The following is a 24,117-nucleotide window of genomic DNA, read 5'->3' as shown; positions in this document are numbered from 1 at the left end:
TCCATGACTTCTCGATCTGATTCATCTTCGCGGACTAAATACGAGGTCCTGCGCAGTGGCAGCGACCCGGTGGTACTGGTACTCACCGTCGGTTTTATTCTGCTGTTTGTTGGCGCTTCAATTATCAATAGTGAATATGTGGCCGATTTGATTGGCCGCGGCTTCGCGTGGACGGCGACCTATCTGGGCTCCTTCTTTCAGCTCCTGTTGTTACTGACATTCTTTATTGCGGTGGGTACGGCTCTCAGCGGCGCTGGGCGGGCGCGCATAGGTGGGCTGGATCGACCAGAGATAGGCCGTTTCCGTTGGCTGTCGATGATCATGTGTACCTTGCTGGCCGGCGGTGGTGTGTTTTTCGCTGCCGGAGAGCCGGTTTATCATTTTGTGGTTACGCCGCCGGCGTTTGGTACGCAGGCGGGTACGTCTGCTGCCGTCGGGCCAGCTCTGGCCCAGTCGTTTACACATTGGGGGTTTCTGGCCTGGGCTGTGCTCGGCTCACTTACAGCCCTGGTATTGACTCGTGCTCATTACGATCAGGGCAAACCTCTGCAACCAAGAACGCTGCTGTATCCGGTTTTTGGTGAAAAGATGATCCAGGGGCGGGTTGGGGGTGTGATCGACGCTTTTTGTGTGATTGCCGTGGTGGCCGGAACAGTTGGCCCGATCGGGTTTCTGGCCACACAAATGAGCTTTGGTTTACACGAGCTCTTCGGCTTTCATGACGGGTTCGGTACCCAATTGACGGTGTTGGTCATTCTTGCTGCGGTGTACATGACCTCGGCAATGACCGGCCTGCACAAGGGTATTCAGCTGCTCAGCCGTTTTAATGTACTACTGGCGCTGGCCATAGCAGCGGTAATTTTCATCTTTGGTCCGACCCTGTTTCTGGTTAACAGCTACACCCAGTCGATGGGTGAATACGTGACGTCATTTTTTGCCATGGCGACCATGACGGCCGAGACAGCACCTGCCTGGTGGATGAAGTGGTGGACGGTGTTTTTCTTTGCCTGGTTTATTGGTTATACCCCGTTGATGGCGGTATTTGTGGCGCGAATCTCACGCGGCCGCACTGTGCGGGAGATGATCTTAGCGGTGGCTATTCTTGCACCGATCGCCACCACTATCTGGTTTACCCTGCTAGGTGGCTCGGGTATTTACCATCAGCTTGCAGGCACCTTCGATCTTACCGAGGCGTTGAATAATTTCCGTTTTGACGTGGCGACCCTGACTGTGGCGCAGGCTCTTCCAGGAGGCACCTGGATGGCAGCGGCAATCTTGCTGCTGACGACCATTTTTGTGGCCACCACCGGTGATTCGATGAGTTATTCAATTGCCATGGTTGGCGCCGGGCACGACGAGCCAAGTCCGTGGCTGCGTGTATTCTGGGGTGGGGCCATGGCTCTGATGGCGGCCATTCTTCTGTACATGGGAGCGGGTCAGATTGGGGTCCTGCAGCAGTTTATTGTGCTTACTGCCATACCCGTCTCGCTTATTATTCTACCTTCGCTTTGGACGGGGCCTCAGGCGGCGATGGCGATGGCCCGCGAGCAGGGACTGGTTTAGTCTTCTTGGGGGCAAGCAATTTTCGACTTGCCCACACACATTCCTCTGCCACGGCGAAATATTATGCCACTTGTTCTTTCGCGCGTTGTGCGTGCCACCTTGTCACTGATTGCTGTCGTGTTGCTTACAGCGTGCGACCCGCCACCGTTGTTGCCACCCGATGCCCGTTTGCCGGATGGCAGCACCTATACCGGCGCTCTTCAGGAAGGGCTTTTTCATGGCCAGGGTGCGCAGGAGTTTGCCAGTGGCCTGCTTTACCAGGGGCAGTTTCGTGAAGGGTACTGGCATGGCCAGGGGGAGCTTGAGTCGCCGGCTGGCTGGCGTTACGAGGGTGAGTTTCGTCAGGGTCTGATGGCGGGCCAGGGCGTTTGGGAAGACAAACAAAGCCGCTACGAAGGTGCATTTGCAGACGACAACTTCAATGGTCGCGGGCGTTATGAAGTCAATGGCAGCGTGTATGAGGCAGCGTTTGCCGATGGCATGCCTGTAGAGGGCAAACACATTACCGACTATGGCATTTACGAGGGTGAGTTTCGTGACTGGTATTACCACGGTGAGGGAACCTACTCTTATCCGGATACCCCGGAGGGTTCTGGAGCTTTGTCCGGGGTCTGGGAGTACGGTGAGCTTGTCGACGCCGATGAAAGCGCTCCAGCGGATTCACCCGCGCCGCTGACTGAGACTATTCTGGCTGAGGACCGTCAGCGACTGGATGAGCAGATCGACAGCCTGGCTGCCGAAACGCCTGGTGTATCAGATGCCTATTTTCTGGCGGTTGGTGGTGACGGGACCGAATCGGTTTTCATGCGAGATATTCAGGTGGCCAGAGCAGGGCTGCAGGAGCAGTTTGATGTCACCAACCGCGCCATCATGCTGCTCAATCACCGAGATTATGCGACCTACCCCCTTGCTACCCGGCCTTCGATTGCCACCGCACTCCAGGCGCTGGATGAACGGCTGAATCCGGAGGAAGACGTGCTGGTTGTGCATCTGGTCAGTCACGGTGGTAAAGACGGCCAGCTGCTGTTGCGCCAACCGGGCATTGATCTGCCCGGTCTGTCGCCACAGGATTTTGCCGAAATGCTGAATAGGCTGAACGTTCGTCGCAAGGTGCTGGTGGTTTCAGCGTGTTATTCCGGCCAGTGGATCGACCCACTCAAAGACGCGCACACGTTGATCCTGACCTCCGCTCGCTCGGACCGTACCTCATTCGGCTGCGGCGACGACTCGGAAATGACCTGGTTCACCAAGGCCGTGTATCAAAGTGTTGGCCTGTCGTTCGATGACCCTGATGCGATGTTTGAGCAGATCAACGAACAGGTGCGGGAGTGGGAAGAAGAAATCGGCATGGATGAAGACAGCTGGTCCTATCCCCAGTTCTGGCTTGGTGAGGATCTGCGGGCCTGGTGGGGGCTACGAACACCTGGCCACCACCGGCCATAACAGTTCCAATTACACCGTGCGTGAGAAGCGGCCTTTCTGTTCCTCGCCAAGATAGGCATCAAAGGTCATCGCTACGCTGCGCATCAACAGGTGGCCCTGGGGCAACAATACGAGGGCGTCTTTGTGGCGCTCCACCAAGCCATCACTTTCGTGCTCTGCCAGTAATGCCAGTGCATCGGCAAAGTACTCGGTGAATTTGATCTGATAACGCTGTTCGAACTTGCTGTAATCCACGCGCCCATGGCACATCAGGTCGGTGATCACATCTCGACGCAGCTTGTCGTCTTCGCTTAGGTGGTAGCCGCGCTGTACCGGCAGCATGTCGCTATCCATGCGCGCGTAGTAGCGTGACAGCTCTTTTACGTTCTGGCTGTAGCTGTCGCCCACCTTGCCGATTGATGACACGCCGATACCGATCAGGTCGCAGTCGGCATGGGTGGAGTAACCCTGGAAGTTACGCTGGAGGGTGCCATTGGCCTGGGCACGGCTGAGCTCGTCTTCCGGGAGGGCAAAGTGATCCATTCCGATGTACACGTAGCCGGCTTCGGTGAGGCGCTGGATGGTGAGCTCCAGAAGTTCGAGCTTGCGTTCCGGCGGCGGCATGTCTTCCATGCGAATCAATCCCTGCGCCTTGACCTGTTCCGGCAGGTGAGCATAGCTGTAAGCCGCTATACGATCAGGGCGCAGTTCGATGATTTTGGCTAACGTAACATCAAAACTGGCGACAGTTTGCAGGGGTAAGCCGTAAATCAGGTCGACACTGATTGATTTGAAGCCAGCATCACGGGCAGCCATGACCAGGTCACGGGTTTGTTGCTCGCTCTGGATGCGGTTAACAGCTGCCTGCACGGCCTCGTCGAAATCCTGAACACCGAAGCTGAGCCGGTTGAACCCGAGCTCTCGCAGCGTATGAATCTGAGCTGGCGCTACCGTGCGGGGGTCCACCTCAAGGGAGAACTCATGGGCGTCGCTGTTGTCCATATTGAAGGTGTCGCGCAGCGTCTGCATGAGGTCAGCCAACTGCTCGCTGGTGAAATAGGTAGGTGTCCCGCCGCCGAGGTGTAGCTGGGTCAGCCGGCGTGACGAGTCAAAGAGGCTTGCCTGTTGGGTTATCTCTCGTTTGAGGTAGGCCAGATACTCTACTGCACGCTCGGTCTTGTGGGTGATGATCTTGTTACAGGCGCAGTAATAGCAAAGACTTTTGCAGAACGGGATGTGGATATAAACCGATAACGGTTTGGGCGTCACATCGTTGTTGCTGGCCTTCGCCGCCGCCTGATAGTCGTCCACGGCGAAGGCTTTATGAAACTGCGGTGCCGTGGGGTAAGACGTATATCGAGGGCCCGGACGATCATATTTCTCGATCAGATCCCGATTGAAGCTCAATGGCTGGTTCATACCTACTCCGTATCTTTTGCTGATTGTGACACGGTTACCCTAGCGTCAGTGTGCGAACTCTACATCTGTACAACAGACTTTGGCAAAGCGGGCGAATGATCTGATTGACCTGTCTGCAACCGTGCCTGTTCGCCAGACTTTTCAGTGTGCAGAGCGCCGGGGCCTTATAGGACATTGAGTGAGATCTGAAATGCTGCTGTTCCCCTTTCGATAAGCCTCAACCTTGCAGGCAAACCATGCGATTAGCTGATTTTATCCGGACCGAAATAGAGCCCATTCTTCAGGACTGGGAAGCATTTGCAAAAACGCTTTTGCATGCTGAAGATATGGACCAGGTCGGATTGCGTGATCATGCCAGGAATATGCTGCTGGAGATCGCGGATGATCTTGAGTCGGTGCAAAGCGAGACTGAACAGGTAGCCAAATCAAAGGGCCATGAATTCAGAGACAGGGAGTCCTGGGCCGAGATCCATGGCGAGGACCGGCAGAGCAGTGGTTTCAGCGTTATCGAGACGGTGTCTGAATTCCGTGCCTTGCGAGCGAGTGTGGTCTCGCACTGGACCAAGGCGTACCGAGCCAAGACTGGCCAGCACATTGAAGATCTGACTCGTTTTCACGAAGCGATCGATCAGGCTGTGGCTGAATCGCTGGAACAGTATGCAACGGTCAAGGAGATGGAAACCCGTCTGTTTGGTGCCATATTGCTAGCCTCACCGGACCCTATTTATGTGCTGGATCTGGAAGGTCGGTTTGTCTATGCCAACAAGGCGACTGCAGATCTCTTTGCGCTCAGGCTCGAGGAAATCATTGGCAACTCTACCTTCGATCTGGGTTTTCCATTTGCTATGGATTTTCAGCGCAATCTGGAGAAAGTCATTGCCGAGCAGTCCACCCATCGTGGCAAGTTTGTTCATACCTTTGCCTCTGGGCATGGTGAGAAATTTGAATACCTTCTGGCACCAGTGCTGGACGAACATGGGAAGACAGAGGCCACGGTATGCATTTCTCGGGATATTACAGCCCAGACCCTTGCCGAAGAAAAAATATGGCACAGCGCACACCATGACCTGTTGACCGGACTGCCCAACAGACGCTTGTTTCTGGACCGCCTGGAGCAGGCGATCAAGCACTCGAGACGCAGTAACGCCGATTTCGCATTGCTTTTCCTGGACCTGGACGGTTTCAAGGATGTGAACGACTCCCTTGGTCACGATATGGGGGATCGGCTCCTGGTGGCGGTGGCCAGGCGTCTGAACGAGTGTGTTCGTGAGGAAGATACGGTGGCCCGTTTGGGGGGCGATGAGTTTACCGTGCTGCTGGTAGGTGCCAGTGAACAGGACGACGTTGTCACCGTAGCTCAGAATATCATTGAGCAGCTGGCCAAACCCTTCTGCCTGGATGAAGAAAACATCCGGATATCCGTCAGCATAGGGATTACCGTTTTTCCTCAGGATGCGGCGACCCCTGCCACGCTATTGGAAACGGCCGACAAGGCGATGTATAAAGCCAAGAGGGCAGGTGCGAATCAACTCTGTTTTTACCAGCCAGCACCGGTGTGAAAATGTTTGCCTGCTTTGTTTGTTGGCCAACTGAATGGGAAGGAAACCATGACACAAAGACTGATTCTACTCTTTGACGGTACCTGGAATGATCCGGAAGATCAGACCAATGTGTACCGACTCACGCGGCGTATCCAAGACTACGATGGCACGATCAGGCAACGTTTTTTCTACGATCCGGGTGTGGGTACCTCGAGCTTTGAGCGTTTTAGTGGTGGCGTGTTTGGCTATGGTCTGAGCAGGAATCTGCTGGAAGGCTACGAGTGGCTGGCAAAACGCTACAGCGAAGGAGAGGAAATCTGGATATTCGGCTTCAGCCGTGGTGCCTACACAGCCAGAAGCCTGGTCGGATTGATCCGCAAGTGCGGGTTGCTGCATATCGTGACCCCGTGCCTGTTGAAAAAGGCAGAGAAGATTTACCGCAACGACAGCCTGGCACCGGATTCCGAGGAGTGCAGGGCGTTTCGGGAAACCTACAGCCGCTCGCCCAGAATTCATTTTATCGGGGTGTGGGATACGGTTGGTGCGCTCGGAGTGCCCGGCACGCTTATTTCCGAACATGGGAAATTCGCCTGGCACGATACCGAGCTTTCCAGCATCGTGGATCGTGCCTACCACGCGGTGGCCCTGGATGAGCATCGAGCTACCTATGATGTGCCATTGTGGACCAGTGATGACGGTAAGCAAAAGCCCCGCAATCTTGAGGTAGAGCAACGCTGGTTCATTGGCGCCCACGCCAACGTTGGCGGTGGATACGGCTCGGATGATCGGCTCGCTGATATTTCACTGCAGTGGATGCTTGGCAAAGCGGAGAAGGCCGGATTAAAGCTTGACCGCTTTACTGCTGCAGAGGATGCCTGGAAAACCGAGCCGAGGGATTCATTCCAGGAGTTTCTCAAAGGCGGCTACGCCTGGTTCCAGAAAATCAGACGTGGCGAAGAAGAGGCTCGCTTCAGCCGCAGATATGCCGAGGATAAAAAAGGGCGCCCAGCAGTGAATATTTCCATCGATGAGAGCGTTTGGCAGCGATGGCAAGATGCCGGTCTCAACTATCGGCCACCAACGCTGACCGATGCGGGCCAATCGCCCCCTGAGCCGTTGGTTATAGGGCCCAATACAGAGAGCTGAAAAATGAAATTCCTGGTCTTTCTTGGCACGGTAAGAGACAGCACCCCGCCAAAGCCCCCGCGACTCGGGCATCGTGTGGCGTTAGCATGTCTGCAGTTTCTGAAAACCCGGTACGAGGGTCATCAGTTCGAGCTGGTGGATGCCCTTGATTATCCGCTTGATCACGTCTTCAAACCGCACTTTGCCTATCCGAAAAGCAGGGCTCCGGAGGGTCTTGATGCGCTGGCGGATAAAATCGAGTCCGCTGACGGCTACATCATGATCAGTCCGGAATATAACCACTCGCTCAGCCCGGCATTGGCGCACTTGCTCAACCATTTCGGTAGCTCATTGTTTGCCTATAAACCAAGTGCAATCGTGACCTATTCCGCCGGCCAGTGGGGCGGGATGCGCGCGGCGATAGCGATGCGTACCTTTCTGGCAGAGCTTGGCTGTTTGCCGGTGTCTGCGATGATCCACGTGCCTCGGGCACAAGAAGTATTTACCGAGGACGGTGGCCCCCAGCAAGAGGTGAAAATGGACGGCTGGTTTGACTATCTGGGCCGTACTTTCAATCAGCTGATATGGTGGGCCCAGGCAACCAGCGAGCATCGCTCAAGGGTTGATCCCCACCAGGAAATTGGTGACTTCAAGCGTTCGCCATCTCAGAGGAATGCGCCCTAGGCTTATGGGCGGCAGGCGGAAATCAGAAAAGCCTCCAGTCTGCGAAGACTAGAGGCTTTTCTTTGTGGAAGTCCTGTTATTGACCTCCATCTGCTAACGCAATCAGTTAGTCGAGATTTCGGTCTTTACGCCGTCTTTATCTTCAAACTTGAGGCTCAACCCTTTGTCCTGTTCGGCAGGGGCCTCAATAACGGTGGTGCTCGTTGTGCCGCCACTGCTATCGAATGCGCCGGTGTAAAATAGTACGCCGGCCCCAACAATGAGCAGTCCGACTACAATAATTGCCACGATTGCGACGCTGCTGCCATTAGTTTGGGTGTTTTCCATATGAACCTCGGGATCATCCTGATATCACAGCTTCCTTTGCAGAGTATCGACTCCGCTATGTGCTCAGGTGCCGCAGTATGCGCTTTAATCTGAAAGGACCAAGGGTTATTTCCGGACGGGATGGACAGAGGTCCCAAGCGCTAAAACCGATTCTGTCCGAGGAGTCACTCTGTTCTGGTAGTTCTGGCTGGCAGATTGGTTAAAACATGACTTACGTCGTATTTAAGGCCGTAATTACCGGTTATCTTGGGATTATGAGCCTTCTTGTTCGCTGGTTGATATCCGGCGACGTATAGCGGAGAAAACCGTGAGTACACATAATCCCAAGATCCAGGTTGTCCTGCGGGCGGTTCCCCGGGAAGCTTTCATTGCTTCTTCGGATCTGGCCCAGCATATGTCTGGTCACAGCATTCCTACTCGTTCTGCCTTGCAGCAGATCCTGACTGCGCTGCCTCCCATGGGCAGGAACCAGAGCGTTTTGTACGTGGGTGCGGGGTCTGGTTATGTACCGGCCGCCTTGTCGCATCTGTTTTCCAGGGTCCATGTAGTGGAAAAGGAGGCAGCGATTGCCGATATTGCAGCTACCAATCTGGCCAAGTTCCACATCAAGAACGTAGAGATCAGTATTGCGGATGTGCAATCGGGCTTTCACTTGGACGCCCCCTGCGACTTCATACTCAGTGGCACATTTCTCAAGCATCCCGAGGCGCTTTTGGGCCTGCTCAAGGAAGGTGGAGTGTTAATCAACCTTGAGCCTGAAGAGGGCCGGTCGCCCTCGCTGGTGCAATATCGTCGCCGGGAAGAACAGCTCGAGCGAGCCGGCACGCTGGGCTGGGTCGATTTCAGACGCTCTACGGCCGACGTTCTGATAGACCTGGGTGTCGCCGACGAACAGACCGTATCCAAAGCCCGAGAGGAAGCACTTGCCAGTGGCAAGCCCCTGATGCGGATTTTGCACAGGCTGGTTAATTATGAGGATGCCGAGCTTTATCGTCGACTTGCGGCGCAAAAGCGCAACGTATCCTTTATCGAACTGGAGAAGTTGCTGCCCAGCCTGGACGTGCGGCTTTTTGCGGGTTTCTCGCGGACTTTTCTGGACAAGCACCGCTTGATTCCCGCCTACATGGAAGGCAACGAGCTGGTGGTTGCCAGTGACGACCCGGATGCACGCCTGGATGCGATCGAAAGGCTCACAGAAGGGCATACCACCCGATTGCTGTTGGTAACACCAACCGATTTCCAACGCCTCTGGTCTCATCTGGCTATCACCCTGCGCGGCGACATGCTGGGGCGTACCCACCTTGCCGAAGTTGACGAAGCGGAGGAGGAAGAGGGGCGTGAAGAAGACGCACATAACCGTATCAGCCCCTATCTTGTTTCAATCTATGAGGGAATTCTGCTTGAGGGTGTGACCAACCAGGCAAGCGATATTCACCTGGAGCGCTATGATGATCGCATTCGTATACGCCTGCGTATTGACGGCGAACTGCATGACCTCAACCATTATCGATTGACCCCCGGTGAACTGCTGGGAATTGTCAATGTGATCAAGCTGCGGGCGGAGCTGAATATCGCCGAGCGCCGCCTGCCTCAGGGCGGACGCTCCATGTTGCGCTTTGGCGACGCGTCCTATGATTTGCGGGTGCAGACCCAACCTTCACTGCATGGCGAGCATGTGGTGATTCGTCTGCTACGTCAGACCGGCCGTGCGATGACCATGCAGGAGCTGGGAATGTCGCGCAAGATTTCCGGCCATTATCGCCGGTTGCTGAATAACCCCGCCGGTCTGGTTCTGGTGGTAGGACCGACTGGCTCAGGCAAGTCCACCACGCTGTATGCGGGTCTGCAGGAACTAGCCGATGATGGTCAGCGCAAGGTCATCACGGTGGAGGATCCGATCGAGTATTCCATCGACAACATTCAACAGACGCGGGTGCGGCCTGACATAGGGTTCAGCTTTGCCAATGCCATGCGTGCCTTCGTCCGCCAGGACCCGGACGTGATCCTGGTAGGCGAGATCCGTGACCAGGAAACGGCGCTGGAGGCTATGCGGGCGTCACAAACCGGTCACGTGGTGCTGTCCACGCTGCACTGTAACGACGCGGTGGACTCCCTTCAGCGGCTTTATGACCTGGGTGTGCACCCCAATTCGATTGCCAGTGAGCTGCTTGCGGTTATTGCCCAACGCCTCGCCAAGAGAATCTGCAAGGAGTGTCGTACAGAGGCGAAGCCAGACCCGGTCATCATGGCGGAGTTGTTCCCCGAAGGTGCACCTGCCGGCTTTCGCTGCTATGCCGGAACCGGTTGCCCAGCCTGTAACGGTAAAGGTACACGGGGCAGGGTGGCGGTTGTGGAGTATCTGCACGTGAACCAGGACATTCGCAACGCAATATCCCGTCAGCCGCCCATTGGTGAAATGCGTTGGCTGGCGCTGGATGCAGGCTTGAGCACCATGCGTGATAGCGCCCTTGATCATGTTATCGCCGGCACCATACCCATGTCGGAACTGCCACGAATTCTGCCTGAGGAGCGCATGGCTCCTGAGTCGCGCGGTGGCCGGAGAGAAGCCCAATGAGCAAGTATGAAAACAAGCAACGTCTGCCGGCCGAGGCTGAATATCAAGAAGAGCTGGAGCGCCTCAAGCAGCTTGACGAGCACCCGGTTCCTCCAGGTTGGCGCATGTCTCCGGTTGCGGTGGGCAAGTTCGTCGAGGGTGACAAGAAGCTGGGTATTGAGCGCAAATTTGTGTGTGAGCCCGAGGTGGTTACGCGCGTGGTGATAGCGTTGTGCACCAACCGTGGCGCCCTGCTGGTGGGCGAGCCAGGCACCGCCAAGTCGCTGCTCTCGGAGTTGATTGCCGCTGCCGCCTCGGGCGACTCGTCCCTGATGATTCAAGGGGGGGCAGTCAACAGCGTCAACCAGTTGCTCTATACCTGGAATGAAGCCTTGTTGCGCCAGCATGGGCCCTGTGTCGAGGCACTGGTTCCCAGCCCGCTGCTACGGGCCATGCGTGATGGCAAATTCCTGCGTTTCGAGGAAATTGCGCGTTGCCCTCAGACGTTGCAGGATTCGGTGCTCTCCATTCTGTCGGATCGGGTAATCAGCATTCCCGAGTTGGCTGGGGATGATGGCGTGATCTATGCCAGCGAGGGTTTCAATATCATCGCGACATCCAACAGTGTGGATGAGGGTGTCAACCGCATGAGCGCGGCTCTGAAACGTCGCATGAATTTCGAGCAGGTCAAGCCGATTGCGCGACTCGGCGATGAAATCGACGTGGTGGTTCGACAGACAGAAAAGCTTAATGCCAAGGCAGGTATTACCTTCAAGCCCGATCCCATGGTGCTGGAAGTGCTGGTCACGGTTTTCCATGAGCTGCGCAACGGTCAGTCGATCGCCGGGCGCAGTACTGACCGTTTGGCGGGCTCGGCAATGTCTACCGCCGAGGCAGTAGCTGTGGCCCACGCCATGAGCGTTCACGCCTTTTACTACGCCGACGGGCGTATGACGGTTGAAAGCCTGGTGCATTTCCTTCTCGGGTCCGCTCTGAAAGACAAGCCCGAGGATCGCCGGCGGCTCAGGCACTATTTCGATACGGAAATAGCCGAACGCAGGGGTGATCACTGGAAAGCGCTCTATGCCCAACGCCACCTTCTCTGAGGACTGGATTCTGTCTGCTGATCAGCCGCTTATACAGGTACCTGCCTTGCGTTCCAGGATCGCTAGAGCATCTTCCAGCCGACCGATACCGCTAATGCCTCCATGCTCGGCAAACTCGGCTGCAGCCTCCAGCTTGGGGCCCATCGAGCCGGCTGGCAGATCGAGTTCGCGGGCCTGGGACACCGTCAAAGCCGAAATCGGGCTGGCGCTATCCTTGCCGAAATCCCGGTATATTGCATCCACGTCGGTAAGCAGCAGCAGGGCGTCAGCTCCCAACTGTCGGGCCAGCAGCGCGGTGGCGGCGTCCTTGTCGATGACGGCTTCCACCCCGATCATGCTGCCGTCGTCCCGGCGCAGAACGGGGATGCCGCCGCCCCCAGCGCAGATAATGACTACATTCTGATCCAGTAACAGCTTAAGCACCCGCATGTCGGGTATTTCCAAGGGTTTGGGAGAGGGAACCACCCGCCGCCATTTATCACCGTCCTGGGCTATATGCCAGCCTGCAGCACGGGCCTTGGTTTCGGCTTCTTCCCGCTCGTAAACCGGACCGACGAATTTGGTGGGTTTCTGGAAAGCGGGATCGTTCTTGTCGACCAGTATCTGGGTCAGCAGGGTGGCTACCGGTCGGTCATGATCCAGTGCGTTCTCCAGTTCCTGCTCGATGATATAACCGATCATGCCTTCTGTTTCTGCGCCCAGAACGTCAAGGGGATAGGCTTCGTCTGGCTTGTAGGCTGCGCCCTGCAGGGCCAGCAGGCCGACCTGGGGACCGTTGCCGTGGGTAACCACCAGCCGGTGGCCGGCACGGATGATACCAGCCAGTGACTGAGCGGCAATTTTTACATTGGCACGCTGCGCCTGCGCGGTGAGCGGTTCGCCGCGGCGTAGCAGTGCGTTGCCTCCGAGGGCTGCGACTACGAGCATGTCATCACTCCCTTGTCATGATCCGAGGGTGGCGACGAGTACCGCCTTGATCGTATGCATGCGGTTTTCCGCCTGATCGAACACGATGGATGCGGGGCTTTCGAAAACCTCGTCAGTCACTTCCATGGCATCAATGCCGAACTCTGCCTGTATCTCCTTGCCCAGGGTGGTTTCCGTGTTGTGGAAGGCCGGCAGGCAATGCATGAATCTGGCCCTGGGGTTGCCGGTCTTTGCCATCAACGCTGCGTTGACCTGATAGGGCTGCAGCAGCTTGATGCGCTCGGCCCATTTTTCCTTGGCCTCGCCCATGGAGACCCATACGTCGGTATAGACGAAGTCCACGTCCTTCACGGCGGCATCGATATCGTCGGTAATCATGATTCGTGCGCCGGTGGTTTCGGCGATCGTCTGCGCTTCCTTCTGAATGGCCTCGGCAGGCCAACAGGCTTCGGGAGCGCAAAGGCGCACATCCATCCCCATCTTGGCACCACCGATGAGCAGACTGTCGCCCATATTGTTGGCGGCATCACCTATAAACACAAAGGCTACCTCGCGCAGGGGTTTGTCCACGTTCTCCTGCATGGTCAGAAAGTCGGCCAGTATCTGCGTGGGGTGGAATTCGTTGGTCAGACCGTTATAGACCGGCACTCCGGCGTACTGTGCCAGCTCTTCCACGACTGCCTGGCCGAAACCGCGGTATTCAATGGCGTCGTATACGCGGCCCAGCACCCGGGCGGTGTCCTTTACGGATTCCTTGTGGCCGATATGCGTGCCAGTCGGGCCCAGGTACGTCACCCTGGCACCCTGATCAAAGGCGGCGACTTCAAAACCCACCCGCGTTCGGGTTGAGTTTTTTTCGAAGATCAGGGCGATGTCCTTGCCGCGTAACTGCGGTACTTCGGTGCCCGAGTACTTGGCGGTTTTGAGGTCTGCGGACAGCTTGAGCAGAAACCCGATTTCCCGCGGGGTAAAGTCCCGCAGGGTCAGAAAATGCCGGTTCTTGAGATTGAATGCCATTGCCTTGCTCCTGACTTGTCAGACTGCGTCTCGTATGGTCGGGCAACTCATGCAGCGCCCGCCGCCCCTGCCCCGACCCAGCTCGGCACCGGGTATGGCAAGCACTTCTATGCCTGCCGCTTCGAGGGCGGCATTGGTGTCGTCGTTGCGATCGTAGCCAATAACGACTCCCGGACTCAGGGCAAGCACGTTGTTGCCATCATTCCACTGCTCCCGTTCCCGCTCGGCAGGGGTGTCGCCACCAGTGGCGATGACTTCCAGCGAGCTGTAGCCCATCACATCGGCCACCACATCGAATAACGGGCGGCTGTCCTGCCGGAATGACAGATGCTTGTCCCCTTGGCCGGGCCGCAGGTCATAACAGACCATCTGGTCGGCAACTTCCTTGAAGGTGGTCACCACATTGCCGCCACAGAAAGTAAACACCGTGTCCAGGTGCATGGCTGAGCGGGTCTTGGGAATCTGACAGGCGATCACCCGGTCGGCTGTGCCATTGTCAAAAAGGGCCTTGGCCAGTTGACCGATTGCCTGTGGCGAGGAGCGCTCGCCCATTCCCACCAGTACGGCGCCATTACCCACCGGCATGATGTCTCCGCCTTCCAGCGTGGCCAGGGCGTGGTCCTTGAGCGGATCGCCCCAGTGAACCTTGACCTTGCCGGCGAAGGCTGGATGGAACTGATAGATGGCGCTCATCAGCAGGGTTTCCGGTTTGCGCGCAGCCCAGTACATGGGATTGAGTGTTACGCCCCCGTAGATCCAAGCGCTGTTATCGCGCGTGAACAGAAAGTTGGGTAGCGGCGGCAGTACGAATCCGTATGGCCCCAGATGGTTGCCGAACAAACCGGAGGGGTCGAAGGGCAGATCGCCCACCTCCAGCCCGCCGATCAGAAATTCCGCCAGGGTTCGGCCGGGGAGCTCGTCCATCCAGGCGCGCAGGTCGGAAACCATGCCGACGCCGATATGATCCCAGGTAATACGGTGGTCCAGAATCCAGGCGCGGGCCAGGGGGATATCCAGGGTTTCTGCCAGCAGGTCGTTGACGTCCAGCACCTCTATGCCACGTGCACGCATGACATCGGCGAAAATATCATGGTCTTTCTGCGCCTGTTTGACCCAGAAAACGTCATCAAACAGTAGCGCATCACAGTTCGAGGGCGTCAGTCGCCGGTGGGCGAGCCCCGGCCGGCAAACGATGACCTGCCGCAGGATGCCGGTTTCAGAATGTACGCCCAGGCTATGATCTGTCATGTTGCCTCCGGTTCGGGTTATCAAAGGAACGCGCCAACACTGATCACTACAGTGATGAACACAGTCAGAATCAGCAGCAGAGGCCAGATAAACACCAGCCAGCGATCATAGGACACCCGGCCAATAGCCAGACCACCCACGACCACCGCGAAGGTCGGGTTTATCAGATTAACCAGGCCGTTGGCTGACTGGTAAGCGGTCACTACAAGATCACGGCCCACGTTGGCAAAATCCGCCAGTGGCGCGAGGATTGGCATTGACAGAACAGCGAGACCTGAGGAGGAGGGGACGAAGAAGCTCATGCCCACCTCTATCCAGAACATCAAATTGATAAAGGCCAACTCGGGTAATCCGCCCAGGCTGTTTTCGGCGCTGTGCAGGATAGTGTCAGCAATCATGCCTTGTTCCATGATGACGACGATGCCCCGGGCAAGACCCACTACCAGCGCAACCCCAAGCAGATCACGGGCGCCGTCGACAAAGCTGCCGGTGAGTTTTTTCTCTCCTAGTCGCGAAATCAGGCCAATCACGATGGCCGACCCCAGAAAAAGAGCGCCCATCTGAGCCATCCACCAGCCCTGGGACGAGACGCCCCAGATCATGACCACAAAGGTCAGAGCGAAGATAATCAGGGCGATTTTCTGAATGGCGCTTAGCTCGAAGTTGTCCAGCTCGTCATGGCCTTGCAGAAACAGCTTGCGGTGCGCATCTCTCTGTTTGGCGACCACCGACCGGGACGGGTCGGCCTTGACCCGCTTGGCATAGCGCATGACGTAGGCCGCACAAATGATCAGACCGCCAACCAGCAGCACAAAGCGCAGCATGATGCCGTCGGTGAAAGGAATGTTGGCGGCGTTGGATGCGATAACGGTGGCAAAAGGATTTATGGTGGAGCCTAGTACACCAATGCCGGCACCCACCAGAATGACTGCGACACCGGTGACGGCGTCATAACCGGCTGAAATGATGACGGGGATCAGGATGGCGTAGAACGCGAGCGTCTCCTCCGCCATGCCGTAGGTCGTCCCCCCCAGCGCGAATAGCGTCATGAGGATCGGGATCATCCATATCTCCCGGCCCTCCAGATGGTGCATGGCACTGCGTATGCCGGTATCAATTGCGCCAGTGGCGTTCATTACGCCCAGAAATCCGCCCAGGAACAGAACGAAGAGCGCCACATCTATGGCGTTGGCTGCATAACTGTCGGGGTCGTAGAACCCGGCCGTGGGGGCCAGCATGATGTCGACAAAGCCCTGGGGGCTGGGATCGACGGTCTGGTAGGTGCCTGGCACCGCAACTTCGCGCCCGACTTCCTCATTCATGGATCGCTCATACTGCCCCGCGGGTATGATCCATGTGAGCGCCGCGACCAGAATGATCAGAAGAAAAAGAATGGTATAGGCTGTAGGGAACCGTGATGCCAGGTCGCCTTCAGGGTTTGGTGGGGGCTGCTTTTCCTCGGTCATGAGCTTCTCCTTGCTGGGTGAAGGAATAATCATCCAGACTCAGAGTAGGCCTCATTTTGTGAACCTGACATGACCAGGATCAACCTGATTGCATGTTTCACGTCTTTGTAACCCAGTGTTGACGTCCTGCCCGCCGGGTATGCTGACGGGCAGGTTGTGGGTAGCAGCCTTACTGGGCCTGATCAGGCTCGGCCCACCGATCCTCGAAGAACCGGCAAGCGCCCGCATCGGTCAACTGAAACAGGTATAGCCACTGGTTATCCACCAGCCAGCGCACTTCATCATGGGCTGCAACGATCCTGGCGATGGCTGCGCGAGGGGCATTGACATACACACTCAGCCGCAACGGCTGATGCATCCAGGTCGTGCCGTTGTGCACGGACTGCAGGGGCAGTCCGATGCGCAGGTCCCCGCCGTTGCCCTCGAATACTCCCAGACTGCCACCCACTATGTTATGCAGCGTCTTGTTCCCGGCCCCGTACAGAAAGGGCTCGGTTACCGATGCGTTGTATTGCATGTTGATCCAATTGGTTACAAGCATGGGCGCCGTGAGTATCTGCGTGAGCAGGGCGTTATCAGGGTCGTCACGCCACTGATAATCATGCAGGAAGCTGCGCCCGGCAAGGTCCAGGTGCCGGGTCCTCTCCCTGGGTGCAATGATAAAGCAGGCATTGTTGGCCAGACCCCACTCAGGGCGTACCTGGGACCAGTCCCTGGCTCGCTTTGCCAGAGCCTCAACAACCGGCGCGCCACCAGTGTCCAGGTACCTGGACCGTTCTGTCGCGCATTGTGTTCTGGCCGCCTGCAACCACAGCATGATCTGCTGATCGGGCTGGCCGGCCAGTATCTGAATCTTATCGGTTGTGGTGTTATGCAGCGCTGGAAAAAAACGGCTGTTTACCGGGAGTTCCAATCCCCTGTCGGCCAGGGCCTGGCGAATGGAGGTGTCGTTTAACAACTGCGCAAGCAGACGCACGTTTACCTCGCCGGTTTGCCCGCCGCAGGCGCCACAATCCAGAGCCGAGGCGTGGGGGTTGTTCTGGCAGTCACTGCCATGTCCAACCAGTAACACGCGATTGGCCACCCTTTTATCCAGGCCCATGGCCTTGAGTATCCCCAAAGCCAGATCAGCTTGCGCAGCGGTAGACAAGGGTTGGCCGTCGCGATGCAGATGCAACCGGGTGGCAGGTTTGACTGCGTTGGCCGATGAGCGCCAGCCAAAGGTGTTACGGAGCAAGCCAAGGCTGTAGCCCATGCCCGATGATTCGACCAGGCTGAACCCGCCGTTGGGTGATTTGCCCATGGCCAGCCAACGGCTGTAGAGGCTGGTGGGTGTCGGCTCCTGATAACGCTGGATATCATCTATTACCTGCAGCTGTGGGGCCAGCAGACCCGGAAGTTGCGGCCGGTGATAGGCGCCGCTGTGATAGGCGATGGGCAAGCCGAAAAATCCGGCAAAGCCACGCGTCTCGATTGTCGGGTGCTGGGCCTCAAGCGCCCGCCGCATGATTTCCGAGCGAGTGTCGATACAGAACACAGCCTGCAGCGACGGCGCGTCGGCCGGCGCTGAAGGCGCATTGGCGGTCCCCCGCGGCTTTGTCAACTGGGCTTGCAGCCCGCTCTGATAAACGCGCTCGCTTGCCAACTGCCAGCAGTGCAGGTGTCTGGCGTGGGCGAGATGCGCTGCGCGCTGGCGGTCGGCTTGTGCCAGTTGGCGAGTCCATGCGCCGGTGACCGAGCCCGCCCATTGCCCAGGCTGACGCCACAAAACAAGTTCCCAGGCCAGGCGGGCGGCGAGCAGTTCCAGCAGGGTGTGGTCCAGTGCGCCGTGCATTCCGGCCTGCCAGCTGCGGTAGGCCGCGGTGCTGGCCCAGCCATTGAGGCTCAGAAGCAGCGCGTGGGCGTAGTCGGTCTGCCGCTCCGCTGGCACCATGAGTTCATCCATGGCTACGCTCAGTAGCTCCTGCGCCGTGTCAGGTAAGGCGTCAAATCGCCGGACCAGGTTGGGCTCGCCCATCAGAATCGAAAGGCCGTGATCCCTGCGGGTCTGAGATAGCCAGGCCTGGTAGAACCCAGACTGTTGATCGACGAAATATCGCCCGGCGAACTGGCTGAGTTGATGCTGTATTTCCTCGCGCCAGCTTATCTGCCGAGACAGGTCACGGTGATCATCGAACAGTTGATCGAGATTTTGCCAGGTGGCAGGCCGTACCGGATTCGCTGCAACAAAGTGGGCAACTGGCATCGGCATGCCCTGTTCGGCCAGCACCCTGGCTATGACATCCTGGGGAATGCTCTGGGCCCGGTATGCTTCGGGGTCGAGGAAACAGCGTACACCTGCCAGCCATGACAGCTCGCCGGCGACGACTTCCATCGGCTTATCCCGCATTGCCCACCAGGGATTGACCGCAATCAATTGATCCAGGGGCCAGTTGGGTGCGATGCGTTTGCAGGCGTTGCTCACGGCATCCAGTACCTGAGATGAAGAAGCTTTTTTTTCCGCTGCCATGGTCATGGACGTGTCTCCTTTGCGAGTACGGGGTTTAGCATCGGTGAGGGTTCCGGCAGCCGTGCGGGCCAGAGTCTCAGTGTCAGGCGGGTGGCCCACTCATCTAGGTAGAGTCCGGCGTAGAGGCTGCGATACAGGTCCTGATGCAGGGTGGTGTTGCGACCGAACATCACCAGCCATCCGCCGGCACCCAGGGCGGCAATAACGGTTGCAGTCCAGATCAGTGCCCAGTCACCTGCAGGGCTTGCCGCAGGTTCCAGATGCATTTGTGCGCCGGCTTTGAATACAAGGTGCAAGGCCACCAGGGCAACGATCATGCCCAGTGACAGTAGCCAGCCGCGGCGACGCCACAGACAGCCAAAACCAATACTGTAAAGCGCCAGGAGAAGCCATTCGGCTGCGCTGACTGGCAGGGAAAACCACTGGGTGAGAGTCAGGTAGGCAGTCATGGCGATGAGGCTGCCCAGCATGGCGGTGCGCAGCTTCAGACCGCCGCCGGGCGCCACCCGCGCCATCACTGAATGCTGTACCTGGCTGCCGGAATTCAGGAAGGAATAGGCCTTGTAGCAGGAATGGGCCACCAGATGCAGAATGGCTAGCGCGTAGAGACCCAGTCCAATCTGGAGCAGCATCAGCGCCATTTGAGCCACTGTCGACCAGGCCAGTGCGACCTTGATACTGATGCGTGTGACGGCAACCAGACCCGCAAGCACCAGGCTGGCGCCGGCAACTATCAAAAGTACGCCCGTGGCGACCGCAGCCAGTTCCAGGAGCCCGGCCAGGCGGAGCAGCAGAAACCCGCCCAGATTGACGACGCCTGCATGTAGCAGTGCAGATACCGGGGTGGGCGCTTCCACAACCTGAATAAGCCAGCCATGAAAGGGTAACTGAGCGCATTTGAGTAACGCTGTGATTACCACCAGGACGGCTGCAAACTGCATCGACAGGGGTAACGTATCCAGCTCCCGCCAGATTCCGTCCAGTGCAGTGATCGAGAGTGTCTGGTGCTGCCAGTAGATCAGGCCGATGGCAACAAGCAGGGCGAGATCGGCGAGCCGTGCGAAGACAAATTTCTTGTGCGCGGCCAGTGCAGCCCGCGCACGCTCCGGATAGAACACAAGCAGCTGATGCAGACTCAGGCTGATAGCTACCCAGGCGGTCCAGAGCAAAAGCAGGTTATCTGCCACCACCACAACGAGAACGCTGGCCAGCAGCGCATTGAGCCAACAGTAGAAGCGCGGCTGGCCTGGGTCGCCGGCCAGATACTGTTCGCTGAACCTGGACACGATCCAGCCCAGCCCGGTGACCAGTAGCAACATGATCTCCTGCACGGATGACAGCGTGAGTGTCAGCAGATTGAAGGCGGCGAGTATTGTCACTGCTACTGCCAGCACAAAAGCCGCCAGCGCGCTGGTGCTGCGCCAGAACCTCAGCATGGCAACTACATAGACGAGCGGCACTAGGGCGGTAACAACGATTGTAGATTCCATACGATCATCCTCCGGTGGTCTGAACGGAGTATCGATTGATCAATTCATTCTGTGAAATTCATAATAGGGATGGTAACGTTCTATTTAAAAGAACGCTGGAACGCTCATGAGCAGGCTCAACTACCGTCACCTCTACTACTTCTGGCACGTTGCAACGTCCGGTAATCTCACCCGTTCAGCCGAGCAGCTGCATGTCTCCCAGTCGGCCCTCTCCACTCAGATTCGTAGCCTGGAGGAGAGTCTCGACTGCCAGCTTTTCCTCCGAAGTGGTCGTAAACTGGTACTTACCGAGGCTGGTCAGCAGGCGATGCGTTTTGCCGAGGACATCTTTCATCGGGGCGAAGAACTTGAAGTCCTGCTGCGCCATGGCGTCAGCCTGGCGAACAAACGTTTGCGCATTGGCACTACCAGTCACATGTCACGGAACTTCATCGAGGAGTTCATCGGTCCTGCGATGTACGATTCCGAGGCCAGCATTGCGCTGATATCGGACAACCAGGCCAAACTGTTGAGTGACCTGACCCGGCACCAACTGGACGTGGTTCTGACCAACGCGCACATTGAGGTTAGCGATAACCAGGTATGGCAGATTCATCTTTTGTCTCGCCAGCCGGTCACCATAGTCTGTCCTCCGGCTCTGGCAGCCGCCAGCCTCAAACAGCACCCTTGGGTCTTGCCCAGCCGCAAGCACGGGATACGGGGTGAATTCGACGCCTTCTGTCTGCGTCAGGGGTTCCAGCCGACGATCAAGGCAGAGGTGGATGACATGGCGATGTTGCGATTGATGGCCAGGGACAGCCAGGCTTTTGGTCTGCTTCCCAGGGTCGTGGTGAGGGACGAACTGGCGAATGGCGTTCTGGTCGAGCGGGAGGCGTTGAGCGGAGTGGACGAGCGATTCTACGCCGTCACCGTTGAGCGGGTTTTTCAGCCGGAGTTACTGGATGTACTGTTAAGCCGATATCACTGATCCACATGCAGGTATTCAATAGTCGCCATCAGGCTTCATTTGATACCACTGATTCGACCGCGTGCGAGCACTACGCGTCCCTGTCTTTCAAGTTCTTTTAGCAGGCGACTTACCACTTCACGGGCGGTTCCCAGCTCTTCGGCAATGTCCTGATGCGTGGCATGGATTTCACCCTGGTTGGCCCTGGTGGCGAGCCATTGTTCGAGGCGTTCATCCATCCGCCGGAAAGCCACCTCTTCTACCAGCAGCATCAGGTCGTCCAGACGTAGGCCGTAAGAGGTCATGATTCCGGCCCGGAATGCGGCAGAGGCGGCCATCATTCGGTCAAACAGGCCTCGGGGCAGCATGATTGCTTCGCCGCTTTCTTCCACTACCGCTTCGGCGCGATGTCCGCGTCCGGACATGAGGCAGCCAATCGATAGAGTACATATATCGTTGGCGCCCATCCGGTACAGAACAATGCGGTTGCCTGATACCGCGGTCATCTGCACTTTCACCGAGCCACCCAGTACCAATGGCAGGCCGCCACAGGGATCGCCCGGACTGAAAAGGACCTGGCCGACAGGAAGTGGCATTGTCCGCAGTGTTTTTTCCGCTTCTTGCCTGAGCAAGGGAGGCAAGGTCTCAAGAATGGGGTGCTTCATGGTCGACTTCTGCCCGTCTGGTTATTGGTCAAATCCGCAGCCCTGGTATGTGACTTAGTCACCGTGTTTCCTGACGCATGCTCGCACAATACAACCTCGCACATCGTATAGAGAAGGGAGACACCGTAATGACAGTCAACATGGGAACAGCAGACAGAGTCATCCGGGCCATCGTCGGACTGGTACTTATAGCACTGGTTTTTTTAGGCCCGCAGACGGCCTGGGGCTGGATTGGCCTCATACCGCTGGTCACTGCTTTTATCGGCCTTTGCCCGGCTTATTCACTCTTGGGTATCAAAACCTGCAAGGCCAGATCCGTTCGTTAATCAAGGGAGCTCTTATCATGATCAGATTAAACACAGGTTTGCTGTTGGCCGCCCTGGCTGCAGCCACGTTTGTCCTGCCAGCCCTTGCTGATAATCACCAGAAGACCGCTGATTCTCAGGCGCCAAGCGCCAAGGCCCTGGTGATTCTGTCCGACAGTTCCGTCCAGACTCAGGGCATGGCCATGGTGTTGGGTAATACAATGTCAGACCAGGGCGCAGAGGTGCACGTCCTTTTGTGCGATCAGGCCGGAGATCTGGCCCTCAAGTCATACCAGGGTGTTGCCCTGAAACCAAAGGATCTGACCCCGGGGCAGATGCTGCGACGGCTGATCAAGGAGGGTGCTACGGTCAAGGTATGTGCGCTGTACCTGCCCAATAGTACACACAGCCAGGCGGATCTCCTTGAGGGTGTCAGCGTTGCCACTCCCCCTGAGATGGCCGCGCAGATGCTGGATCCCGCATTTCGTATTTTCAGTTTCTGATACTTAAATCGTTGTCGGGAGGTCGCGCCCCAGTGTGCCCTCCCGCATCTTTGCGCACTTAATGGTGTGATCAAGGACGATGAATTTTTGTTGGGTTGATGTCGGTAGACCATGGCAGGCCTGAATTCATCCAGCCATTGACTACCCGCATTCCCTGCTGAGCACCCTCAGCTGCCTTGTCGCCCTGGAAACCGTTCTCCACATACTTGACGTTGGTGAAGCCCTGTTCCAGAAGAAATTCTGCGCTGGGTTTGCCGCGATCTGAGCCGGACCGGCACATGGTGATAATCAGCGCGCTCTTATCCAGCCCTTTATGAGCCAGCGCCCTCTCGATGCCGGATACAAAATCAGGATTTGCTTTCATGGCAAAGTGCTTCTTGTCCTCCAGAAACTCGTATCGGTCGGCGAGTTTGAAGGGCACGTTGATATCCACTGCATCAGTAAAGCCGACAAACATGATCTCCACTGGGTCTCGCACATCCACGAAGAGGATCTGGTCTGCCTTTTCTTTCGTAACCTGCCAGGTCTGTTCGGGTGTCAGGGCTTCGGTCTGTGCGGCTGAAATCGTTGTAGAGAGTAATGTGACAATAAGACTCAACAATAGATTTTTCATAATGATCTCCGGTTTCGCTTTGCGTATGTTTGAACCATAGCAACCTGAGCGTGTTTCTATTTGATCTGGAGCAAGCGGTTGAGGTGTTTTGATGGCTTCGATCACAGCAAAAGGTAAGCAAAATGTACAAACTGTGTTTTTACGTGCCGGAGTCACATCTCGAAGCCGTGAAGCTGGCGGTATTCGGGGCAGGGGCAGGACATATCGGAAATTACGAGCATTGCTGCTGGCAGACCGGGGGTACGGGGCAATTTCGTCCGATGCCGGGTAGCCAGCCGTTTATTGGCGAGTCTGGTGCGCTTGAGAGAGTAGAAGAGTTCAGGGTCGAGATGGTCTGCGCGGATAAGTCAATTCAAACGGCTATAGCCGCGCTGCGACAGGCACATCCCTACGAGGAGCCGGCATTTGATTGCTGGTTGTTGGCAGAGTTCTAGATTGCCGGCTAGGAGAGTCTGAGGTTCGCGGAGGGCGCTCACGGATTGCAGATTCAAGGTCTGATTTCGACCAAGGTACCGTCGGGTACCAGGTCCCAAATTTCACGCATTTCCGCGTTTGTGAGTGCTATGCAGCCGTTGGTCCAGTCGAGGCCCTCGAAATACCACTCGGGGTATTCTTCGTCTATGGGTGTACCGTGGATCATGATCATACCGCCCGGGTCGACGCCCCGCTTGTAGGCTGCAGTCTGAT

Annotated in this window: 21 protein-coding genes and 1 pseudogene; 11 read left to right on the top strand and 11 right to left on the bottom strand. The window is 57.0% G+C overall.

What is annotated here, in order from left to right; genetic code table 11:
- The first annotated feature begins 3 nt into the window (after nucleotides 1-3).
- Nucleotides 4-1,563: a BCCT family transporter gene (locus tag FZF01_RS09250; protein WP_150277858.1), complete on the top strand. Its 1,560-nt coding sequence runs from the start codon at nucleotides 4-6 to the stop codon at nucleotides 1,561-1,563.
- 63 nt (nucleotides 1,564-1,626) lie between these two features.
- Nucleotides 1,627-3,006: a C13 family peptidase gene (locus tag FZF01_RS09245; RefSeq protein WP_150277857.1), complete on the top strand. Its 1,380-nt coding sequence runs from the start codon at nucleotides 1,627-1,629 to the stop codon at nucleotides 3,004-3,006.
- A gap of 9 nt (nucleotides 3,007-3,015) precedes the next feature.
- On the opposite strand, the gene hemN is transcribed toward FZF01_RS09245, so the two are convergent.
- Nucleotides 3,016-4,404 carry an oxygen-independent coproporphyrinogen III oxidase gene (gene hemN, locus FZF01_RS09240; RefSeq protein WP_150277856.1) on the bottom strand — a complete coding sequence of 463 codons (1,389 nt, stop codon included), beginning with the start codon at nucleotides 4,402-4,404 and terminating at the stop codon, nucleotides 3,016-3,018.
- Nucleotides 4,405-4,640: 236 nt separating this feature from the next.
- Here hemN and FZF01_RS09235 point away from each other — a divergent pair, with 236 nt between their 5' ends.
- The 3 genes from FZF01_RS09235 to FZF01_RS09225 are packed head-to-tail and all read left to right on the top strand — an operon-like array spanning nucleotide 4,641 to nucleotide 7,754.
- Complete coding sequence (locus FZF01_RS09235; RefSeq protein ID WP_150277855.1) at nucleotides 4,641-5,963, top strand: diguanylate cyclase domain-containing protein; 1,323 nt, start codon at nucleotides 4,641-4,643, stop codon at nucleotides 5,961-5,963.
- Between the two features lie 48 nt (nucleotides 5,964-6,011).
- A complete protein-coding gene (locus FZF01_RS09230) occupies nucleotides 6,012-7,091 on the top strand; it encodes a DUF2235 domain-containing protein (RefSeq protein ID WP_150277854.1) in 1,080 nt (359 codons plus the stop codon).
- Nucleotides 7,092-7,094: 3 nt separating this feature from the next.
- Entirely contained in the window at nucleotides 7,095-7,754 is a 660-nt protein-coding gene (locus FZF01_RS09225) for an NADPH-dependent FMN reductase (RefSeq protein WP_150277853.1), read from the top strand.
- Between the two features lie 102 nt (nucleotides 7,755-7,856).
- Here FZF01_RS09225 and FZF01_RS09220 read toward each other — a convergent pair whose 3' ends face one another.
- Complete coding sequence (locus FZF01_RS09220) at nucleotides 7,857-8,081, bottom strand: hypothetical protein (RefSeq protein WP_150277852.1); 225 nt, start codon at nucleotides 8,079-8,081, stop codon at nucleotides 7,857-7,859.
- A 307-nt stretch (nucleotides 8,082-8,388) separates the two neighbouring features.
- On the opposite strand from FZF01_RS09220, the gene FZF01_RS09215 reads away from it, so the two are divergent.
- Together FZF01_RS09215 and FZF01_RS09210 are read left to right on the top strand one after the other, a co-directional pair.
- Nucleotides 8,389-10,656, top strand: a complete 2,268-nt coding sequence (locus FZF01_RS09215) for an ATPase, T2SS/T4P/T4SS family (protein WP_150277851.1) — start codon at nucleotides 8,389-8,391, stop codon at nucleotides 10,654-10,656.
- Complete coding sequence (locus FZF01_RS09210; protein WP_150277850.1) at nucleotides 10,653-11,741, top strand: ATP-binding protein; 1,089 nt, start codon at nucleotides 10,653-10,655, stop codon at nucleotides 11,739-11,741. Before FZF01_RS09215 ends, FZF01_RS09210 begins: the two co-directional genes overlap by 4 nt.
- 21 nt (nucleotides 11,742-11,762) lie before the next feature.
- On the opposite strand, the gene arcC is transcribed toward FZF01_RS09210, so the two are convergent.
- From arcC to FZF01_RS09180, 6 genes are all read right to left on the bottom strand, one after another.
- Complete coding sequence (arcC, locus tag FZF01_RS09205) at nucleotides 11,763-12,668, bottom strand: carbamate kinase (RefSeq protein ID WP_150277849.1); 906 nt, start codon at nucleotides 12,666-12,668, stop codon at nucleotides 11,763-11,765.
- Between the two features lie 15 nt (nucleotides 12,669-12,683).
- The gene (argF, locus tag FZF01_RS09200) at nucleotides 12,684-13,685 is read right to left on the bottom strand and encodes an ornithine carbamoyltransferase (protein ID WP_150277848.1); all 1,002 of its coding nucleotides are present in this window, start codon (nucleotides 13,683-13,685) and stop codon (nucleotides 12,684-12,686) included.
- Nucleotides 13,686-13,703: 18 nt separating this feature from the next.
- Nucleotides 13,704-14,933 (bottom strand): arginine deiminase, encoded by a 1,230-nt coding sequence (locus FZF01_RS09195; protein WP_150277847.1) that lies wholly within the window; start codon nucleotides 14,931-14,933, stop codon nucleotides 13,704-13,706.
- Nucleotides 14,934-14,953: 20 nt separating this feature from the next.
- On the bottom strand, nucleotides 14,954-16,399 hold the full coding sequence (locus tag FZF01_RS09190; protein ID WP_150277846.1) for a YfcC family protein: 1,446 nt from the start codon (nucleotides 16,397-16,399) through the stop codon (nucleotides 14,954-14,956).
- A gap of 169 nt (nucleotides 16,400-16,568) precedes the next feature.
- Nucleotides 16,569-18,914 (bottom strand): DUF2309 domain-containing protein, encoded by a 2,346-nt coding sequence (locus tag FZF01_RS09185; protein ID WP_223825454.1) that lies wholly within the window; start codon nucleotides 18,912-18,914, stop codon nucleotides 16,569-16,571.
- Complete coding sequence (locus FZF01_RS09180; protein ID WP_223825453.1) at nucleotides 18,911-20,398, bottom strand: NADH-quinone oxidoreductase subunit L; 1,488 nt, start codon at nucleotides 20,396-20,398, stop codon at nucleotides 18,911-18,913. Before FZF01_RS09180 ends, FZF01_RS09185 begins: the two co-directional genes overlap by 4 nt.
- Before the next feature lie 106 nt (nucleotides 20,399-20,504).
- On the opposite strand from FZF01_RS09180, the gene FZF01_RS09175 reads away from it, so the two are divergent.
- Nucleotides 20,505-21,365, top strand: coding sequence for a LysR family transcriptional regulator (locus FZF01_RS09175; RefSeq protein ID WP_150277845.1), 861 nt, complete (start codon nucleotides 20,505-20,507; stop codon nucleotides 21,363-21,365).
- A 35-nt stretch (nucleotides 21,366-21,400) separates the two neighbouring features.
- Here the strand turns inward: FZF01_RS09175 and FZF01_RS09170 are convergent, their stop codons facing one another.
- Nucleotides 21,401-22,009 (bottom strand): Crp/Fnr family transcriptional regulator, encoded by a 609-nt coding sequence (locus tag FZF01_RS09170; protein WP_150277844.1) that lies wholly within the window; start codon nucleotides 22,007-22,009, stop codon nucleotides 21,401-21,403.
- Nucleotides 22,010-22,137: 128 nt separating this feature from the next.
- On the opposite strand from FZF01_RS09170, the gene FZF01_RS09165 reads away from it, so the two are divergent.
- Both FZF01_RS09165 and FZF01_RS09160 read left to right on the top strand, forming a co-directional pair.
- Nucleotides 22,138-22,335 carry a YgaP family membrane protein gene (locus tag FZF01_RS09165; RefSeq protein ID WP_150277843.1) on the top strand — a complete coding sequence of 66 codons (198 nt, stop codon included), beginning with the start codon at nucleotides 22,138-22,140 and terminating at the stop codon, nucleotides 22,333-22,335.
- A 17-nt stretch (nucleotides 22,336-22,352) separates the two neighbouring features.
- A complete protein-coding gene (locus FZF01_RS09160; protein WP_150277842.1) occupies nucleotides 22,353-22,817 on the top strand; it encodes a DsrE family protein in 465 nt (154 codons plus the stop codon).
- Between the two features lie 70 nt (nucleotides 22,818-22,887).
- On the opposite strand, the gene FZF01_RS09155 is transcribed toward FZF01_RS09160, so the two are convergent.
- On the bottom strand, nucleotides 22,888-23,430 hold the full coding sequence (locus FZF01_RS09155) for a rhodanese-like domain-containing protein (RefSeq protein ID WP_150277841.1): 543 nt from the start codon (nucleotides 23,428-23,430) through the stop codon (nucleotides 22,888-22,890).
- A gap of 122 nt (nucleotides 23,431-23,552) precedes the next feature.
- Here FZF01_RS09155 and FZF01_RS09150 point away from each other — a divergent pair, with 122 nt between their 5' ends.
- Complete coding sequence (locus FZF01_RS09150) at nucleotides 23,553-23,864, top strand: Nif3-like dinuclear metal center hexameric protein (RefSeq protein WP_150277840.1); 312 nt, start codon at nucleotides 23,553-23,555, stop codon at nucleotides 23,862-23,864.
- A gap of 53 nt (nucleotides 23,865-23,917) precedes the next feature.
- On the opposite strand, the pseudogene FZF01_RS19570 reads toward FZF01_RS09150, so the two are convergent.
- Nucleotides 23,918-24,117, bottom strand: a pseudogene (locus FZF01_RS19570) (L,D-transpeptidase family protein); the annotation flags it as partial.

This window comes from Halopseudomonas salina, from assembly GCF_008641105.1.
Note: the sequence above shows the minus strand (reverse complement) of the source record. Positions and strands in the feature narration are given on the sequence as shown.

What these genes read in the sequence shown, in the direction of transcription:
- FZF01_RS09250 (WP_150277858.1), top strand. Translation starts at nt 4, where the DNA reads ATGACTTCTCGATCTGATTCATCTTCGCGGACTAAATACGAGGTCCTG.
- FZF01_RS09245 (WP_150277857.1), top strand. Translation starts at nt 1,627, where the DNA reads ATGCCACTTGTTCTTTCGCGCGTTGTGCGTGCCACCTTGTCACTGATT.
- hemN (WP_150277856.1), bottom strand. Translation starts at nt 4,404, where the DNA reads ATGAACCAGCCATTGAGCTTCAATCGGGATCTGATCGAGAAATATGAT.
- FZF01_RS09235 (WP_150277855.1), top strand. Translation starts at nt 4,641, where the DNA reads ATGCGATTAGCTGATTTTATCCGGACCGAAATAGAGCCCATTCTTCAG.
- FZF01_RS09230 (WP_150277854.1), top strand. Translation starts at nt 6,012, where the DNA reads ATGACACAAAGACTGATTCTACTCTTTGACGGTACCTGGAATGATCCG.
- FZF01_RS09225 (WP_150277853.1), top strand. Translation starts at nt 7,095, where the DNA reads ATGAAATTCCTGGTCTTTCTTGGCACGGTAAGAGACAGCACCCCGCCA.
- FZF01_RS09220 (WP_150277852.1), bottom strand. Translation starts at nt 8,081, where the DNA reads ATGGAAAACACCCAAACTAATGGCAGCAGCGTCGCAATCGTGGCAATT.
- FZF01_RS09210 (WP_150277850.1), top strand. Translation starts at nt 10,653, where the DNA reads ATGAGCAAGTATGAAAACAAGCAACGTCTGCCGGCCGAGGCTGAATAT.
- arcC (WP_150277849.1), bottom strand. Translation starts at nt 12,668, where the DNA reads ATGCTCGTAGTCGCAGCCCTCGGAGGCAACGCACTGCTACGCCGCGGC.
- argF (WP_150277848.1), bottom strand. Translation starts at nt 13,685, where the DNA reads ATGGCATTCAATCTCAAGAACCGGCATTTTCTGACCCTGCGGGACTTT.
- FZF01_RS09195 (WP_150277847.1), bottom strand. Translation starts at nt 14,933, where the DNA reads ATGACAGATCATAGCCTGGGCGTACATTCTGAAACCGGCATCCTGCGG.
- FZF01_RS09190 (WP_150277846.1), bottom strand. Translation starts at nt 16,399, where the DNA reads ATGACCGAGGAAAAGCAGCCCCCACCAAACCCTGAAGGCGACCTGGCA.
- FZF01_RS09185 (WP_223825454.1), bottom strand. Translation starts at nt 18,914, where the DNA reads ATGACCATGGCAGCGGAAAAAAAAGCTTCTTCATCTCAGGTACTGGAT.
- FZF01_RS09180 (WP_223825453.1), bottom strand. Translation starts at nt 20,398, where the DNA reads ATGGAATCTACAATCGTTGTTACCGCCCTAGTGCCGCTCGTCTATGTA.
- FZF01_RS09175 (WP_150277845.1), top strand. Translation starts at nt 20,505, where the DNA reads ATGAGCAGGCTCAACTACCGTCACCTCTACTACTTCTGGCACGTTGCA.
- FZF01_RS09170 (WP_150277844.1), bottom strand. Translation starts at nt 22,009, where the DNA reads ATGAAGCACCCCATTCTTGAGACCTTGCCTCCCTTGCTCAGGCAAGAA.
- FZF01_RS09165 (WP_150277843.1), top strand. Translation starts at nt 22,138, where the DNA reads ATGACAGTCAACATGGGAACAGCAGACAGAGTCATCCGGGCCATCGTC.
- FZF01_RS09160 (WP_150277842.1), top strand. Translation starts at nt 22,353, where the DNA reads ATGATCAGATTAAACACAGGTTTGCTGTTGGCCGCCCTGGCTGCAGCC.
- FZF01_RS09155 (WP_150277841.1), bottom strand. Translation starts at nt 23,430, where the DNA reads ATGAAAAATCTATTGTTGAGTCTTATTGTCACATTACTCTCTACAACG.
- FZF01_RS09150 (WP_150277840.1), top strand. Translation starts at nt 23,553, where the DNA reads ATGTACAAACTGTGTTTTTACGTGCCGGAGTCACATCTCGAAGCCGTG.